15 protein-coding genes are annotated in these 16,162 nt (G+C 72.0%); 14 read left to right on the top strand and 1 reads right to left on the bottom strand.

Features of this window, described 5'->3' with window-relative positions; translation table 11 throughout:
• Window positions 1-8: 8 nt before the first annotated feature.
• Complete coding sequence (locus ACQP2P_RS40455; RefSeq protein WP_433610192.1) at window positions 9-1,463, top strand: RtcB family protein; 1,455 nt, start codon at window positions 9-11, stop codon at window positions 1,461-1,463.
• Here ACQP2P_RS40455 and ACQP2P_RS40450 read toward each other — a convergent pair.
• Complete coding sequence (locus ACQP2P_RS40450; protein ID WP_433610190.1) at window positions 1,460-3,670, bottom strand: putative bifunctional diguanylate cyclase/phosphodiesterase; 2,211 nt, start codon at window positions 3,668-3,670, stop codon at window positions 1,460-1,462. The genes ACQP2P_RS40455 and ACQP2P_RS40450 overlap by 4 nt on opposite strands.
• Before the next feature lie 34 nt (window positions 3,671-3,704).
• Here ACQP2P_RS40450 and ACQP2P_RS40445 point away from each other — a divergent pair, with 34 nt between their 5' ends.
• The 13 genes from ACQP2P_RS40445 (at window position 3,705) to ACQP2P_RS40385 (ending at window position 15,747) form a co-directional block, all read left to right on the top strand.
• Window positions 3,705-4,187, top strand: a complete 483-nt coding sequence (locus tag ACQP2P_RS40445) for a hypothetical protein (protein WP_433610188.1) — start codon at window positions 3,705-3,707, stop codon at window positions 4,185-4,187.
• Window positions 4,188-4,205: 18 nt separating this feature from the next.
• Complete coding sequence (locus ACQP2P_RS40440) at window positions 4,206-4,814, top strand: class E sortase (RefSeq protein ID WP_433610186.1); 609 nt, start codon at window positions 4,206-4,208, stop codon at window positions 4,812-4,814.
• Window positions 4,815-4,925: 111 nt separating this feature from the next.
• A complete protein-coding gene (locus ACQP2P_RS40435) occupies window positions 4,926-7,385 on the top strand; it encodes a chemotaxis protein CheW (RefSeq protein WP_433610184.1) in 2,460 nt (819 codons plus the stop codon).
• Between the two features lie 3 nt (window positions 7,386-7,388).
• Entirely contained in the window at window positions 7,389-7,841 is a 453-nt protein-coding gene (locus tag ACQP2P_RS40430; protein ID WP_433610182.1) for a chemotaxis protein CheW, read from the top strand.
• Between the two features lie 270 nt (window positions 7,842-8,111).
• Window positions 8,112-9,653: a methyl-accepting chemotaxis protein gene (locus tag ACQP2P_RS40425; protein WP_433610180.1), complete on the top strand. Its 1,542-nt coding sequence runs from the start codon at window positions 8,112-8,114 to the stop codon at window positions 9,651-9,653.
• A gap of 108 nt (window positions 9,654-9,761) precedes the next feature.
• The gene (locus tag ACQP2P_RS40420; protein ID WP_433610178.1) at window positions 9,762-10,655 is read left to right on the top strand and encodes a hypothetical protein; all 894 of its coding nucleotides are present in this window, start codon (window positions 9,762-9,764) and stop codon (window positions 10,653-10,655) included.
• A 157-nt stretch (window positions 10,656-10,812) separates the two neighbouring features.
• Window positions 10,813-12,024 (top strand): protein-glutamate methylesterase/protein-glutamine glutaminase, encoded by a 1,212-nt coding sequence (locus ACQP2P_RS40415; RefSeq protein ID WP_433610176.1) that lies wholly within the window; start codon window positions 10,813-10,815, stop codon window positions 12,022-12,024.
• Entirely contained in the window at window positions 12,021-12,875 is an 855-nt protein-coding gene (locus tag ACQP2P_RS40410; RefSeq protein WP_433610174.1) for a CheR family methyltransferase, read from the top strand. The genes ACQP2P_RS40415 and ACQP2P_RS40410 overlap by 4 nt, the downstream gene beginning before the upstream one ends.
• Window positions 12,876-12,881: 6 nt before the next feature.
• Window positions 12,882-13,283: a response regulator gene (locus ACQP2P_RS40405; protein WP_433080010.1), complete on the top strand. Its 402-nt coding sequence runs from the start codon at window positions 12,882-12,884 to the stop codon at window positions 13,281-13,283.
• Window positions 13,280-13,753: a chemotaxis protein CheX gene (locus tag ACQP2P_RS40400; RefSeq protein ID WP_433610172.1), complete on the top strand. Its 474-nt coding sequence runs from the start codon at window positions 13,280-13,282 to the stop codon at window positions 13,751-13,753. Before ACQP2P_RS40405 ends, ACQP2P_RS40400 begins: the two co-directional genes overlap by 4 nt.
• Window positions 13,750-14,112, top strand: a complete 363-nt coding sequence (locus ACQP2P_RS40395; protein ID WP_433080006.1) for a response regulator — start codon at window positions 13,750-13,752, stop codon at window positions 14,110-14,112. Before ACQP2P_RS40400 ends, ACQP2P_RS40395 begins: the two co-directional genes overlap by 4 nt.
• A gap of 8 nt (window positions 14,113-14,120) precedes the next feature.
• Window positions 14,121-14,603 (top strand): hypothetical protein, encoded by a 483-nt coding sequence (locus ACQP2P_RS40390; RefSeq protein ID WP_433610170.1) that lies wholly within the window; start codon window positions 14,121-14,123, stop codon window positions 14,601-14,603.
• Window positions 14,604-14,721: 118 nt separating this feature from the next.
• Window positions 14,722-15,747, top strand: coding sequence for a LacI family DNA-binding transcriptional regulator (locus ACQP2P_RS40385; RefSeq protein ID WP_433610168.1), 1,026 nt, complete (start codon window positions 14,722-14,724; stop codon window positions 15,745-15,747).
• The last annotated feature ends 415 nt before the right edge of the window (window positions 15,748-16,162 follow it).

The following is a 16,162-nucleotide window of genomic DNA, read 5'->3' as shown; positions in this document are numbered from 1 at the left end:
ACGGCACGATGCTGAAGCGGACCGACCCCCGACTCGTCCGGCTCGACGAGGCCTGGGCCACGCTGCCCAACCCCTACGACGTCCCGGTCGAGATCTGCGCCGCCCCGGACGTGCCGATCGAGCCCGCCGCGCTGGACGAGCTCCTCACCGTCCTGGAGACCCAGCGCACCCTCGAGTCGCTGTCGCCGGAGGCCCGCATCGAGCGGGTGGTCTGCACGCCCGACTTCCACAAGGGCGCCGGCATCCCGATCGGCACGGTGCTGCAGACCCGCGGCGCCCTGGTGCCGCAGGCCGTCGGCAACGACATCAACTGCGGCATGCGGGTCGAGGCCACGTCACTGAGCGCCGATGAGGTCCGGCCCCGGCTGGACGAGCTCGAGCGCCGGCTGCGGCACCTGTTCTTCGAGGGCGGCCGCCGCATCGGGCTCACCCCGGACCAGCGCGCGGGGCTGCTCACGGCCGGGCTGCCGGGGCTGCTCGCGCACGGCGAGCTCGACACCCCGGTGCGCCACACCGTCCGCGACGGCGACCGGCTGCACGCGAGCGGTTTCCCGGCCCAGCACGCCGAGGAGTTCGCGGACTGGGTGCGCAGCGGCGGCGGGACCAGCTACGACTCCATCATCGGCGGGGTCGGGGGCGGCAACCACTTCGCGGAGCTGCAGTACGTCGCCGCGGTCCATGACGGCCCGACCGCCTACGCGTGGGGGCTCGCGCCCGGCCGGGTGGTCACGATGGTGCACAGCGGCTCGCTCTGCCTGGGCCACCAGGCCGGGGCGACGGGGCGGGACCTGGCGCGCAAGGCGTGGCCGTCCGGCCTGCCCCAGCCCGCGAACGGGATCCGGCCGATGCTGCTTCACGACTCGACGGAGCAGATGCGGCGGCGGTACCTCACCAGCTTCGCGAACGCCGCGAATTTCGCGGTCGGCAACCGGTACTTCCTCAGCCTCATGATGCGCGCCGGGCTGACCGCTGCCGTCGGCGAGCTCGACGCCCGGCTCGTGTATGACGCCCCGCACAACCTGATGTGGCCGGGCGACGAGACCGTGCTGCACCGCAAGGGCGCGACGCCGGCCGGGCTGTCCGGCGACGGGTGGGGCGAGCCCGTGATCGTCCCCGGCTCGATGGGCGCGCCCAGCTACCTGCTGCGCGGCCTGGGCAACGCGCGCGCGCTCGGCAGTGCCTGCCACGGCGCCGGGCGCAGCGTCCCGCGCGGCGCGGCGGCCCGGGGCAGCGACGCGGAGCTCGACGCCTTCCTGCGCGAGTTCCGCGTGGTGACCCCGCTGAACCATCGCGATCCGGCGGTGGCGACGCGGCGGGACATCATCGCGGCGTGGCGGCGCGACCTGAAGCAGGAGGCGCCGTGGGCGTACAAGGAGGTGCTCCCGGTCGTGGACAGCCTGCGCACCGCGGGCGTCGCCGAGCCCGTCGTGCAGCTGCGGCCCCTGCTGACCGTGAAGGGCTAGACCGTCACCGCGGTCTGGGCGGCCAGGAACCGGGCGAGCGCCGGGGCCGGTAGCGGGCGGGCGAACAGGAAGCCCTGCGCGAGCCCGCAGCCCAGCTCCCGCAGCACCGCGGCCTGGCCCGGGGTCTCGACGCCCTCGGCGACGGGGGACAGGTACATGCTGCGCGCCAGCTCCACGACCGCGCGGAACAGCGCCTTGTCCTGCTGCTCCTCGATGCGGTGCACGAAGGCGCGGTCGATCTTGAGCACGTCCAGCGGCAGCGTGCGCAGGTAGGCCAGCGACGAGTAGCCGGTGCCGAAGTCGTCGATGGCGATGCGGATGCCGAACGCGCGCAGCCGGGCGAGGCGGCGGCTCACCTCCGCGGTCTCCTCCAGCGACGCGGTCACGAGCACCGTCTCGGTGATCTCGAGGACCAGCGCGGCGCCGGGCAGGCCGGTGCGCTTGAGCACGGCCAGCACCTCGTCGGCGAAGGCGGAGTTGCGCAGCTGGCGGCCGGAGACGTTCACGGTCACCGAGATGCCGTGCTCGTCGTGCCAGGCCTTGGCGTCGGTGCACGCCTGCTCCAGCACCCACGCCCCCAGTTTGCCGATGAGCCCGATCTCCTCGGCGACGGGCACGAAGACGGCGGGGGAGACCGGGTTCCCGTCCGGCGTGGTGAAGCGCAGCAGCGCCTCGACGGCGGTGACGCGGGTGGTGTGCACGTCGACCACCGGCTGGTAGTGCATCGCGAAGCCGGTGCCGGCCTCGACCGCGGCGCGCAGCTGGTCGGCGAGCAGGGTGTGGGCGACGTGGGCCTCGCGCAGCGCGGGGTGGTAACGCACGGCCCGGTTGCGTCCGGCCTCCTTGGCCGCGTAGAGGGCGATGTCGGCGCTCTGCAGGGCCTCGCCGGTGGTGACGGGGTGCCCGGAGTAGACGCCGATGCTGGCGCTGATCCGCTGCTCGCGCCCGGCGACGCGGTAGGGCAGCGCCAGCTCGCGCACGAGCGCGGCGGCGATCTCGTCCAGCGTCTCCGGCGGGCAGATGACCGCGAACTCGTCGCCGCCGAGGCGGGCCAGCAGCGAGGCGGGGCCGGCGGACGCCCGCAGCCGCTCGCTCGCGGTCAGCAGCAGCTCGTCGCCGGCCGGGTGGCCGAGGGTGTCGTTGACGTCCTTGAACCCGTCGAGGTCGATGATGAGCAGCCCGATCTCGCGGTGGGTGTCGAGCTCCTCCTGCAGGCTGCTGCGGAACAGCTCGCGGTTGGCCAGGCCGGTGAGCACGTCGTGCTGGGCCCGGAAGGCGAGCTCCTGCTGCAGCTGCACGCGGTCGCGCAGGGCGCGGCCGAGGCGCAGCACCATCGAGACCATCAACGCGCCGGTGAGCACGGCGGGCACCAGCGCGTGCCGCCACGGGTCGACCCCTCGGCGCAGCACCAGGTCGGCGACGAGGAGCCCGGGGCCGAGCACCGCCAAGGCGATGAAGCCGGCGATCGGCGTACCGTAATCGCCTCGGCTCTTGCGGGCGCGCAGCAGGGCGTGGCCGGCGTCGGGGTGCAGGGCCGCGGCGGCGAACAGCAGCGCCCAGGTGAGCCAGCCGACCGCGGAGAAGGAGCTGATCACGACCGTGCCGCGGCCGCCGACGTACTTGACGACGTAGAACGCGTCCGTGCACACCATCACCCCGGCCGAGGCGAGCACGAGCCAGGCGACCGTGCCCCGGCGCACCGCGAACGCGACGCGCAGCAGCAGCGCGATGGTCACCAGGTCGCTCACGGCGATCAGGCTCACGCCGAAGGCGTCGAGGGGCTTGAGACCGCTGCGGTGCAGCAGGGGAAAGAGCACGAAGATCCAGGTCAGCTGGGCGATCCCGAGCAGGATGATGCTCGCGTCGAGGATGCGCGCCGAGGACCACGGGCGCAGCCGGCGGGCGATGAGCCACAGTCCGGCGGCGGTGAGGGGGTAGCAGAGGAGGTACCCGGCCCCGAGTTCCTCCGGCGCGCCGGGCACGACGCTGAGCAGCAGGGTGCTCGTCGCCGAGGCCGCGATGCCGCAGCACATGAGCCACCACGCCGCCCGCGGCTCGGGCCGTCGGCGGCGCAGGGCGACGGCGGCCACGACGACGCAGACGAGCAGGGACGCGAGGTTCAGCACGCCTTTGCCGCTCGGCGAGATGAGCGCCGCGACCGCGGCGAGCGCCGCGGCAGCGCCGAGGAACCAGAGCCAGATTCGCACAACATCATTCAGCGGGACGGGTGGTGCAGCCCGGTTGCGCGACGGGGTGCAAGGCGGATCAGCGCTGCCCCGGCCGGTTTCGCCGCCGTGGTGCTGCTCGGCGGCCATCTGCGGCCATCTGTGGCGGTTGTGCGCCCTGTCGTTGCTCACCGGCCTGGTGACCGCGGCCGACGGGCCCGCCCTCGGCCGTTTCGGCGGCATGGTGGCCGGTCCCGCGCTGCTCGGCGAGGCGCTGGCCAACGGGTCGCTGATCAGCTCGACGGGCCGCGACTACCAGGTCACTATGGCGGCTATGAGCTTCGGTCCGCTGTCGGGCGGTCCGGCCGGATACGGTGTCCTGCCGACGGTCTTCGCCGCCGGGACCGTGCTCGGCGCGCTCGCCGTCGGCCGCTTCCGCGAGCCGCGCCACCCGCTGCTCATCCGGGCCGGGCTGGTCGCCGGCGTGCTGGCCTGCGCCGCGGGCGCGGCCTCCCCGCTCGGCCGCCGGCCTTCCGAGGCTCCCGCACTGACCCGATAAGCGGCATATAGTGCGTTTATGACGATCCGCCGGCTGGTGCCGGCCGTTGCGGTGCTGGTGGTGCTGTCGGGGCTGGCGGCGGGCGGAGCGGCGGCGTGGAGCTGGGTGGGGCGCACCCGCGAGATCCGCGCCGCCCAGCACCGGCTCTCCCAGGACCTCGACGCGCGCTGGGCCGCCGACCGCCCCGAGGCCGCCACCGGCCCGGTCGCGCGGCTGCACCTGCCCACGCTGCGGCTCGACCTCGTGGTGCTCGGCGGTGCGGGTGGCCACGACCGGGACCGCGGCCCCGCGCTCGTGCCGGGCACGGCGGCGATCGGCGCCGCGGGCAACACCGGCGTCACGGGCGAGCGGCGGCCGGGCGTGTTCTGGGACCTCGACCGGCTCGGGATCGGCGATCCGGTGGTGCTCGAGACGCGGGAGAGCTGGTTCGTGTACCGCGTGATCGAGGCCCGCGTCGTGCGCCCCGAGGACGGCACGGCGCTCGCCCCGCCGCCGCCCGGCGCCGGGCCGCTGCTGACCCTGGTGACGCCCGAGCCACGGCTGAGCACCGCCCGCCGCCTGATCCGCCAGGCGACGCTCGTGCGCCGCGATGCGCGCGGCGGCCCTCGTCCCACCGAACTGGCCTGAATCTCCTTTACCGGCCATCCCGGGTGCCGATTGGCCCAGTGGGTCCGAGCCGTGTGGTTCGTCCCGATGCGAGTCGTGTCCCCGGGACGGGGTCGAAAGGAGCGCCTGGCCGTGAGCGAGTTGGGTGACATTGTCCAGGAGTTCCTCGTGGAGTCCCACGAGAACCTCGACCAGCTGGACCGAGACCTGGTCGCGCTCGAGGCCCAGCCGGGCTCGCGCGACCTGCTCTCCTCGATCTTCCGGACGATTCACACGATCAAGGGCACCTCGGGGTTCCTGGCGTTCAACCGCCTGGAGAAGGTGACCCACGTCGGCGAGTCCCTGCTGTCCCGCCTGCGCGACGGCGCCCAGGGCATGACCCCGGCCACCACCGACGCGCTGCTGCGCATGGTCGACACGGTGCGCGGGCTGCTCGCCGAGATCGAGGAGAACGGCCAGGAGCTGCCCGGCGACGACTCCGAGGTGGTCGCGGCGGTCAACGCCTGCATCACCGACGACTCGGCCAAGGCCGCGGCGCCCGCCGCGGCCAAGCCGGCCGCCCCGGCACCGGCCGCGGCCCCCGCGCCCGAGCCGGTCGCGGCCGAGGTCGCCGCCCCCGAGCCCGTCGCGGAGGTCGTGGTCGTCGAGCCGCCGGCCGAGGTGGTCGTCGTCCAGCCGGTCGTCGCGGTGATCGAGACCCCGGCCGCGGCGCCGCCCCCGCCTCCGCAAGCCGCCGAGAAGCCCGCCGCCGAGAAGCCCGCCACCGAGAAGCCCGCCGCCGCCCGGCCCACCCCGCCCGCGGCCGCCCCGCCCGCGCCCCCGGCCGCCGCCGGCAAGGGCGCCGGCGAGCCCGGCGAGGAGCCGGCCTCCCGCCGCAGCGTCGCCGACCAGTCCATCCGCGTCGACGTCGACCTGCTCGACAAGCTCATGAACCTCGTCGGCGAGCTGGTGCTGACCCGCAACCAGCTCGTCCGCGCGATCGGCACCGTCTCCGACCCCGGCATGACCCGCACCGGCCAGCGGCTCAACCTCATCACCTCCGAGCTGCAGGAGTCGGTGATGAAGACCCGCATGCAGGCGATCGACCACATCTGGTCGAAGCTGCCGCGGGTCGTGCGCGACCTCTCCTCGACCTTCGGCAAGCAGATCCGCCTGGCCCAGGAGGGCAAGGAGACCGAGCTCGACCGGTCGCTGCTGGAGGCGGTCAAGGATCCGCTGACCCACCTCGTGCGCAACGCCGTCGACCACGGCATCGAGACGCCCGCCGAGCGCGTCGCGGCCGGCAAGCCGGCCGAGGGGACGCTGACCCTGCGCGCGTACCACGAGGGTGGCCACGTCATCGTCGAGGTCCGCGACGACGGCTCCGGCATCGACCCCGACAAGATCGCGCGGATCGCCGTGGAGAAGGGCATCGTCTCGCGCGACCAGCTCGCCACGATGGACCGGCGCGAGATCCTCGCCCTGGTCTTCAAGCCCGGCTTCTCCACCGCCAAGGCGGTCACGAACGTCTCCGGCCGCGGCGTCGGCATGGACGTGGTGAAGACGAACATCGAGCGCATCGGCGGCGCCGTCGACGTCGACTCGGTCGTCGGGCAGGGCACCACCTGGCGGCTCACGATCCCGCTGACGCTGGCCATCATCCAGGCGCTCACCATCGAGTGCGGGCGCGAGCGGTACGTCATCCCGCAGGTCGCCGTGCACGAGCTCGTCTACCTCGACGGGCAGTCGGGCCGGGTGGTCGAGCACGCGATGGGCGCGCCGGTCTACCGCCTGCGAGGCAAGCTGCTGCCGCTGGTCTACCTCGACGACACGCTCGGCCTGGCCCGCGATGGCGAGCACGACACCGACGTGTACGTCGCCGTGCTGCAGGCCGAGGGCAAGCGCTTCGGCCTCGTCGTGGACCGGGTGCTCAACACCGAGGAGGTCGTGGTCAAGCCGCTGACCTCGCGGTTCAAGGACATCGGGGTCTACGCGGGGGCGACGCTGCTCGGCGACGGCCGGGTCGCGCTCATCCTCGACGTCGCCTCGCTGGCCCGCCGCGCCCACCTGGCCGCCAGCCCCGAGCGGGAGAGCGCCGACACGACCGTGCGCCGTGGCGGGGGCAACGCCGACCGGCTGCTCATCGCCGGCGTCGGCGACCGGCGCGTGGCCATCCCGCTGGACATGGTCACCCGGCTCGAGGAGTTCCCGGTCGAGCGCATCGAGCGCACCGGCAGCCGGGAGGTCGTGCAGTACCGCGACCAGATCCTGCCCGTCCTACGCCTCTCGCACCTGCTGGGCGCCTACGAGACCGAGCCCGGCCCGACGGTCCCGGTGGTCGTCTACACCGAGAACGGCCGCTCGGTGGCGCTCGCGGTCGAGAAGATCATCGACATCGTCGAGGAAGGGCTCGACGACTCCAAGCGTGACTTCGGCGACGACGGGCTGCTCGGCTCGGCCGTCATCCAGCAGCGCGTCACCGAGCTGCTGGACGTGCGGCGGGCCATCCTCGCCGCCGACCCGCTGTTCCACACGTCGATGGACCCGTACGAGCACGACCCTTACCAAGCCGGTACCGAGGCCGACTACACCTACCAACCCGCCGGAGCCTGAGCCATGGCCAGCCGTCAGTACGCCACCTTCGAGGTCGCCGACCAGCTCTTCGGCCTCGACGTCGCCAAGGTCCAGGAGGTCCTCTCCTTCGACCAGTACACCCCCGTCCCGCTGGCCCCGGAGTCCGTGGGCGGCCTGTTCAACCTGCGCGGCCAGGTCATCGCCGCGGTGGACCTGCGCGTCCAGCTCGGCCTGCCGCCGCGCACGAAGTCCGCCGAGCCGGCGATGAACGTCATCGTCAAGACCGACGAGGAGTCGGTGTCGCTGCTCGTGGACCGCATCGGCGAGGTCGTGACGCTGCAGGACGACACGTTCGAGCCGCCGCCGGACACCCTGCAGGGCCGCGCGCGGCAGCTGATCACCGGCGCGTTCAAGCTCGACGGGCGGCTGCTGCTCGCGCTGGACACGCAGAAGGCCGTCAACACCAACCCGCCCGGCACGACGCGCGAGGAATAGATCATGAGTGGTACGGAGCGAAGCGGAGTGGCCGCTCATCAGGGGTGCAGGGTTGAGCTCAGGCCGGCGCCGGAGCTTGCGGAGGTGCTGGCATGAGTGGTACGGAGCGAAGCGGAGTGGCCGCTCATCAGGGGTGCAGGGTTGAGCTCAGGCCGGCGCCGGAGCTTGCGGAGGTGCTGGCATGAGTGGTACGGAGCGAAGCGGAGTGGCCGCTCATCAGGGGTGCAGGGTTGAGCTCAGGCCGGCGCCGGAGCTTGCGGAGGTGCCGGCATGAGCTGGTTCACGAATCGCAGCGTGCGGGCCAAGGTGCTCGCCGCGATCGCGGTCGGTGGCGTCGTCACCGTCGTCATCACATTCTTCGGGCTCAACGCGCTGAGCAACGCCAACGCCACCATGCGGCAGTTCACCGCGAAGAACGAGCAGTTCGTGGCCCTGTCGCAGATCCGCCAGGCGCTCACCGACATCGTCGGTGCGCTCAACCCCGACCAGCAGAAGGCCGCCGACACCGAGCTCAGCGAAGCGATCGCCCGCTACCGCCAGGGCGCCCCGGCCGATCGTGCGGACGAGCTCACCATCATCGAGAACGCGCTGCAGGCCTACCGCCAGGTGCGGGACACCGTCGCCGCGCAGGCCGTCGTCGGCGGGCGCATCGACCAGTACGTGACCATCATGGCCGCGCAGGCCCAGCCGCAGCTGACGAAGGCCAAGGACGCCATCGGCCGCATGCAGGACGAGGACATCGCCGAGGCCATGGCGTGGCAGAACAGCGCCGAAAGCGACTACGCGACCAGCCGCAACCTGATGATCGCGGCGGCGGTCGCCGGGCTGCTGGCCGCGTTCGGCATCGGGCTGTGGGTCACCGCGCTCGTCGTCGGGCCGCTGCGGCGCGTCTCCGATGTGCTCGGCGCGGTGGCCGGCGGCGACCTGAGCACCAAGGTCGACGTGCGCTCGGCCGACGAGGTCGGGGTGATGGCCGCGGCGCTGAACAAGGCCACCGACAGCATGCGCGAGACCGTGCAGACGATGGACCACACGGCCACCTCGCTGGCGGCCTCGGCCAACCAGCTCACCGGGGTCAGCGCGCAGATCGCCTCGGGCACCGGCGAGGTCAGCGACCAGGCCGGCGTCGTGGCGCTCGCGGCCGAGGAGGTCTCGCGCAACGTGCAGACCGTCGCGGCCGGCGCCGACGAGATGGGCGTGTCGATCCGCGAGATCGCGCAGAACGCGAGCGAGGCGGCGAAGGTCGCCTCCCAGGCGGTGATGGCGGCCGAGTCGACGAACCAGGCCGTGAGCCGGCTGGGGGAGTCCTCCACCGAGATCGGCAACGTGGTCAAGGTGATCACCTCGATCGCCGAGCAGACGAACCTCCTCGCCCTCAACGCCACCATCGAGGCGGCCCGGGCCGGCGAGGCGGGCAAGGGCTTCGCGGTCGTCGCCAACGAGGTCAAGGAGCTCGCGCAGGAGACCGCGCGGGCCACCGAGGACATCTCCCGGCGGGTCGAGGCGATCCAGGCCGACACCACCGGCGCGGTCGCGGCGATCGGCGAGATCGGCCAGATCATCTCGCGGATCAACGACTACCAGCTCACCATCGCCTCGGCGGTGGAGGAGCAGACGGCGACCACGAACGAGATGAACCGCAGCGTGAGCGAGGCCGCGACCGGCTCCGCCGAGATCGCCACGAACGTGTCCACGGTGGCCGCGGCGACCCAGAACACGTCACGCAACGTAGCGGATGCGCAACGTGCCGCCTCTGATCTGTCCCGGATGTCGAGTGAAATGCGAGCCCTTGTGGCGCGGTTCCGCATTTGAACCTCGAGGGGTCGCAACGACGGGGGCGACGCTCGGTCATCCAGGCCGGCGTCGCCCCGGCCCTTTCGGTGGACAGACCCGGGTGCAGGTGCGTTGCAGACTAGTTGCATGTACAGCCTGGTTAGCGCCCCCGTTCTCGGCTTCGACCTCTCCCGTCTGCAGGGCGGATCGGCCGCGGCCGATGTGCTGCTCCGCAGTCTCACCCTTACGCAGGGTGACCTTCCGGCCATCGCCGCGGCTCGCTCCGACGACGACTGGGACCGCGTGGACCTGTGGCGCGACGTCGACGCCGCCGCCCAGCAGCGCCGGGCGAACGCCGCCGACCCCGGCACGCTGACCGTCATCGAGCGCGCCCCGCTGGGCACCCTCGACGGCCTGCTGCACTGCCTGCGCTACGACGTGCTCGACTGGACCTGGGGCAAGCGCCCGGGGCCGTCGGCCACCATGCCGGCCCCGCAGGCCCGCCTGCCCCGCCAGCGTCAGAGCCCGGTCGCCAGCAAGGCCACCGGCGTGCTCTCCGACGCCGCCGCGGCCGCCTACCTGCGCGAGCTGCTCTCCGACGACTCCCGCCGCCGGCTCTCGGCGCCGTTCGCCTCCGCGGTGCGCGCCCTGCCCGAGCGCGAGCAGGACCTGGGCCCGCAGGCCGACGACGTGCACCGGCTGCTCACCCGCGTCGGCGCGCTCAGCCCGGCCGACATGCAGAGCCTGAACAAGGTCACCGACAGCGCCCGCCCCGGCCTGTCCGACTGGGCCCCCGCCGTGCACTCGGCCTCGTGGGCGGTCTTCCTCTCCGGCCGCGTGCGCTGCGGCGCCGCCGCGCAGCTGCTGCTCGTGCAGGCGCTGGACCGCTCCGGCGTGCCGGTCGCCGACCGCGCGGGCGGGGTGTGGAACCTGCTCAGCGGCGCGGTGCAGGCCCTCATGGTGCGCGACCTGCTCGACTCGGCCACCGCGCGGCGCCTGCTCGACCCCTACTTCACGGCCCTGGGCCCGCTCGCGGGCTAGAAACGCATCGCCATCCCGCCTCTGTCCGAATGCTCCGGGCAGAGGCGGTTCTTTTGGAAATTTCCCTTATCCACGCCGGTTCCGGCGCCGATTAGCCCGCTGGAACGTGACGGGCCTCGCAGTTTCCGCGGGCCCCCCGGTGCTGGAGGCAAGGCGCGTGATCTCGGTTCTGGTCGTGGACGACTCGGTCGTCGTCCGGCGTCTGATCACCGACGCGCTCGGCGACGACCCGGAGATCCGGGTCGTCGGGACCGCCCCCAACGGCAAGGTCGCCCTCACCAAGATCGAGCAGCTGCGCCCGGACCTGGTCACCCTCGACATCGAGATGCCGATCATGGACGGCCTGCAGACCATGCGCGCGATCCGCGCCCAGTACGCCCGGCTGCCGGTCATCATGTTCAGCACGCTCACCGCGGCCGGGGCGACCGCCACGCTCGACGCGCTCTCGGCCGGCGCGAGCGACTACGTGACCAAGCCGGCCAACGTCGGCAGCGTCGCGGAGAGCATCCGCAGCGTCCGCGAGCAGATCATCCCGCGCATCCACGCGCTGTGCGGCGGGCGGCGCAGCGCGCTCGCCCCGCCGCCGGTCCGCCCGGGTCTCGCGCCCGCGCGCCCGGCGGGCGGCACGCAGTATCCGCCGCACCCGCCCAACGCGCCGCTGAACCGGCCCGGGGGCTCGGCGCTGCCCGGGGTCGTGCGGCCGCCGAACGTGCCGCCGGGCGGCCCCGCCGCGGCGCCCATCCGCACCGCGCCGCGCACCGGCGGCGTCGAGGTCGTGGCGATCGGGTGCTCGACGGGCGGGCCCGACGCGCTCACCTCGGTGGTGCGGGCACTGCCCGCGAGCCTGCCGGTGCCCGTGGTCGTGGTGCAGCACATGCCGCCCGTGTTCACGAAGATGTTCGCCGACCGGCTCGACCGCACCGCCGCGCTGACCGTCGTGGAGGCGGCCGGGGACATGGTGGTGCGGCCGGGGACGGTCTACATCGCGCCGGGAGACTTCCATCTGGAGGTACACCGGCGCGGCACCGAGGTGGTGACCAAGCTCAACACCGGGCCGCCGGAGAACTTCTGCCGGCCGGCCGTGGACGTGCTCTTCCGGTCGGTCGCGCGGACGTACGGCGGTTCGACGCTCGCGGTCATTCTGACCGGCATGGGCCAGGACGGGAAACGCGGCGCGGACCAGCTGCGCTCGGCGGGGGCCGAGATCGTGGCGCAGGATGAGGCGACGTCGGTCGTCTGGGGCATGCCGGGGGCGGTGGCGCAGGCGGGTATCGCGCACGCCGTCCTCCCGCTCGGCGAGATCGCGAACCATCTCATCAGCCGTACCGCAGGCGGCCGCGGCGCGAAGTCCATGGAGGTGACCCGATGACCTTGACCGCGCAGGAGTTCGCCTTCATCAGCGGCCTCGTCCGTCGCGACGCGGCGATCGTGCTGGAGGCCGGCAAGGAGTACCTGGTCGAGGCCCGCCTGCTGCCCCTGGCCCGCCAATCCGGTCTGCCCACCGTGTCGGAGTTCGTGAACCGGGCGCAGCAGCGGCCCGAGCCGGAGATCCACGCGAAGATCGTCGACGCGCTCACCACCAACGAGACGTCGTTCTTCCGCGACGGCGAGCCCTTCAAGCAGCTGGTCGACACGGTGCTGCCGGACCTGCTGCAGCGGCGCGCGAGCACCCGCACCATCAAGGTGTGGTCCGCGGCGAGCTCGAGCGGGCAGGAGCCGTACACCCTGGCCATGGTCCTCAACGACAACCTCCCGCCCGGCTGGACCTTCGAAATCCTGGGCACCGACATCTCCACCGAGATGCTCACCCGCGCCGAGGCCGGGCAGTACACCCAGCTGGAGGTCAACCGGGGGCTCCCGGCGCCGTTGCTGGTCAAGCACTTCGAGCGCCAGGGCGCGCACTGGAAGGTCACTCCGACGCTGCGCAAGAACGTGTCGTTCCGCCGGCTGAACCTGGCGGCGCCGTTCCCGCCGATGGGGCCGTTCGACATCGTGTTCATCCGCAATGTGCTCATCTACTTCGATGTGCAGACGAAGCGGACCGTACTGCAGCGGGTCGCCGGGACGCTGCGCCCGGACGGCTGGCTGTTCCTCGGCTCCGCCGAGACGACGATCGGCATCGATGACAGGTTCGAACGGGTGGTCGCCGGCCGCACGTCCGCATACAAGCTCCGGGCGGCCAAGGCCGCCAGCCCCGTGAGCGCTGCAGGAAAGGGGTGAAGCCAGATGCTCACCATGGTGATCGACGATTCGCGCGCGATGCGCCTGATTCTCAAGCGGATCGTGGCACAGCTGGGCTTCGACGTGGTCGAGGCGGGCAACGGTCAAGAGGCGATGGACTACCTCAGGACCAACGTTCTCGAGGGCGGCGGCGAGATCCCCGGTCTGGCGCTCGTCGACTGGAACATGCCTGAGATGAACGGGCTGGAATTCGTCACGGCGGTCCGCGCGGAGCCGCGGCTGCGCGGGATGACGCTCATGATGGTCACTACCGAGAGTGAGCAGAGCCAGATCGTCCGGGCATTGGCCTCGGGGGCGCACGAGTACGTGATCAAGCCCTTCACCCCGGACGCCATCATCGACAAGCTGGCGCTGCTCGGCCTCGTCCCGAACGGAGTCGCAGCATGACGAACCCGACACAAGACGACCTGAAGGTCATCGCGGATCAGGTCTGGTCCTCGTACCTCGACCTGGACGGAGCCAGCCCGCTGCTGCCGCTGCCGCACGAGAAGCCGGTCGACGACGTGACCGCCTCGGTCTCGGTCACCGGCGCGTGGCGCGGCCACGTCCTCGTGAGCTGCTCGGAGGCGGCGGCCAAGCACGTCGCGGCCGCGCTGCTGGGCATCGAGTTCGACGACGTCGCCGAGGAGGACGTCGCCGACGCGCTGGGCGAGCTGGCGAACATCATCGGCGGCAACGTCAAGAGCCTGCTGCCCGAGCCCTGCGCCCTGTCGCTGCCGCACGTGCACGTCGACGGGGCCAACGGCCGCTACCCCTCGGTCACCGAGGTCTGCCACCTCGATGGCACCTGGATGGCCGAGTCGGTCACCGTCACCGTTCTGGAAAGCACCGCCGACCTCGCTGGAGCCCCCGCATGAAGATTCTGATCGCCGACGACAGCCGAGTGATGCGGCAGATCGTCACCCGTACCCTGCGCCAGGCGGGGTTCGAGGGCCATGACCTCGTCGAGGCCGCGGACGGGCAGGAGGCCTTCGACAAGACCGTGGCCGAGAAGCCGGATCTGGTGCTGTCGGACTGGAACATGCCGCACATGACCGGGGTCGAGGTGCTGCGGATGCTGCGCGCCAACGGCAACCAGGTGCCGTTCGGCTTCGTCACGTCCGAGGGCACGCCGGAGATGCGGCAGGCGGCCGAGGACGCCGGCGCCCTGTTCCTGGTCACGAAGCCGTTCACAGCCGACACTTTCAAGGACGCGCTCGATCCTATTTTGGGATGATATGACCTATGTCGCATGTTCTGCCCGCTCCGAAGGCCGTCAAGGATCTGTTTGACGACCTGCTCGGCCGGCCGGTCACCGTGAACCCGGCCGACCCCATGAAAGCCGCCGACGTTCCCAACACCCTGGTCGCCCTCTACACCGACGATCGGCTCCAGCTCATGGCCGTGATCGGGATGGACTTCGCCCTCACGGCCAACGCCGGCGCGGCCATCGGGCTGATCCCGCCCGGCGGCGCGGAGGCGTGCATCGAGGACAAGGTGATCTCGAAGATGATCGGCGAGAACGCCGGCGAGATCTGCAACATCCTGGCCGGGCTCATCAACAAGGAGGACGCGCCGCGGGTCAAGCTGCACCAGGTGTTCCTGCCGGGGGAGAACCCGCCGGCGGACGCGGTCAACTACCTGCTCGCGCTCGGTCGGCGGCTCGATCTCAGGGTGGATGTCTCAGGCTACGGCGGCGGCAAGCTCTCGGTGACGCTGACCGCGTGATGCGGTGCCCGGAAAATACCGCATTTTTCGGGCACCGACCCGGCTTCGCCCGGGCCCGCACGGTTGCGTGGGCGACATCGTGCAAAAAATTGCGTAGTCATGCACTACGCTTGCGGGCATGACTCGACGACTCGCTGAGGTGGCGAAGTACGCCGGCGTGAGCGAGGCGACCGTGAGTCGGGTGCTCAACGGCAAACCGGGCATCTCCGACGCGACCCGCACGGCGGTGCTCACCGCGCTCGACGTGCTCGGCTACGAGCGGCCGACCAAGCTGCGCGGCGAGCGGGCCCGCCTGGTCGGCCTCGTGCTGCCGGAACTGCAAAACCCGATCTTCCCGGCCTTCGCCGAAGTGGTCGCCGGTGCGCTGTCCAAGCGCGGCTTCACCCCGGTGCTGTGCACCCGGACCGCGGACGGCGTCTCCGAGGCCGACTACGTCGAGATGCTGCTGGACCAGCACGTCTCCGGCATCATCTTCTGTGGCGGGCTGTATCACCAGGCGGCCGCCGAGCACGAGCACTACCACCGCCTGCACGACCGCGGTCTGCCCGCGGTGCTGGTCAACGCCGCGATCGACGACCTGGGCTTCCCGCGCGTCTCGGTCGACGACGGCCACGCGGTGGACCAGGCGTTCAACCACCTCAGCTCGCTGGGGCACAAGCGGATCGGGCTGATCCTCGGCCCGGCCGACCATGCCCCGTCCAACCGCAAGCTGGCCGCGTTCAAGGCCGCGGCGGCGGACTCGGGCAGCGCCAACGAGGACGACGTCGAGCGCGTCATCTTCTCGATGGAGGGCGGCCGCGCGGGCGCCACCCGGCTCATCAAGCACGGCGTCACCGGCATCATCTGCGCCTCCGACGTCCAGGCCCTCGGCGCCATCCGGGCCGCCCGCCGGCTCGGCCGCGAGGTGCCCGACGACGTGTCGGTGGTCGGCTTCGACGACTCGCTGTTCATGAACTGCACCGACCCGCCGCTGACCACGGTGCGCCAGCCCATCCAGGCGATGGGCCAGGCGGCCGTGACCCTGCTCGTCAGCCAGGTGGCCGGCACGCTCGTGCCGACCGAGGAGATGCTGTTCGAGCCGGAGCTCGTGGTGCGGGGCTCGACCGGCGCCCTGCAGGACGCCCGCGCGACCACCGCCGCCTAGCAACCCCAAGATCTCAGAGCGCCACGACTCCTGCGGGAGTCGTGGCGCTCTTTGCGTTGGTTGCGCAACGGGTTTGCTGGGCGCGCTCCCACCGCTCGGGCGGGTCGGCAGGGGCCGTGGGCGGTGGGTTTTCGGGCGAATCCGTGCAAGTCAGCGGCTCATGGGAGCGTGCCCGTGCAAGCGGCTGCCCGGAGATCATTAAAATTTTGCAACGGACCATGGACTTCTTGTGCGGCGTGAGCCTAATCTCTTGCCTACGCCAGGCGGAAACCCTGACGCGATGCGATGGAAACCGAGCAGTAACGCGCTTGAAGCACCCACGGCAGCCGACGTCAGGCAGCGCACTCGTGCGGAGCGGTCCAGGTCGGACGCCCCCCGCCCGCACGGCCCTCAACGCCGACTCGCCGGACTACAC

Origin of the sequence: Dactylosporangium sp. CA-139114 (assembly GCF_050955725.1) — a bacterium.
GTDB lineage: Bacteria > Actinomycetota > Actinomycetes > Mycobacteriales > Micromonosporaceae > Dactylosporangium.
This window is presented reverse-complemented; position numbering and strand designations above follow the sequence as displayed.

Excerpts from the sequence above, each read along its gene's own strand:
- ACQP2P_RS40430 (WP_433610182.1), top strand. The coding sequence starts at position 7,389 with ATGGCCAGCCGTCAGTACGCCACCTTCGAGGTCGCCGACCAGCTCTTC.
- ACQP2P_RS40425 (WP_433610180.1), top strand. The coding sequence starts at position 8,112 with ATGAGCTGGTTCACGAATCGCAGCGTGCGGGCCAAGGTGCTCGCCGCG.
- ACQP2P_RS40440 (WP_433610186.1), top strand. The coding sequence starts at position 4,206 with ATGACGATCCGCCGGCTGGTGCCGGCCGTTGCGGTGCTGGTGGTGCTG.
- ACQP2P_RS40395 (WP_433080006.1), top strand. The coding sequence starts at position 13,750 with ATGAAGATTCTGATCGCCGACGACAGCCGAGTGATGCGGCAGATCGTC.
- ACQP2P_RS40405 (WP_433080010.1), top strand. The coding sequence starts at position 12,882 with ATGCTCACCATGGTGATCGACGATTCGCGCGCGATGCGCCTGATTCTC.
- ACQP2P_RS40400 (WP_433610172.1), top strand. The coding sequence starts at position 13,280 with ATGACGAACCCGACACAAGACGACCTGAAGGTCATCGCGGATCAGGTC.
- ACQP2P_RS40385 (WP_433610168.1), top strand. The coding sequence starts at position 14,722 with ATGACTCGACGACTCGCTGAGGTGGCGAAGTACGCCGGCGTGAGCGAG.
- ACQP2P_RS40420 (WP_433610178.1), top strand. The coding sequence starts at position 9,762 with ATGTACAGCCTGGTTAGCGCCCCCGTTCTCGGCTTCGACCTCTCCCGT.
- ACQP2P_RS40455 (WP_433610192.1), top strand. The coding sequence starts at position 9 with ATGCTGAAGCGGACCGACCCCCGACTCGTCCGGCTCGACGAGGCCTGG.
- ACQP2P_RS40410 (WP_433610174.1), top strand. The coding sequence starts at position 12,021 with ATGACCTTGACCGCGCAGGAGTTCGCCTTCATCAGCGGCCTCGTCCGT.
- ACQP2P_RS40390 (WP_433610170.1), top strand. The coding sequence starts at position 14,121 with ATGTCGCATGTTCTGCCCGCTCCGAAGGCCGTCAAGGATCTGTTTGAC.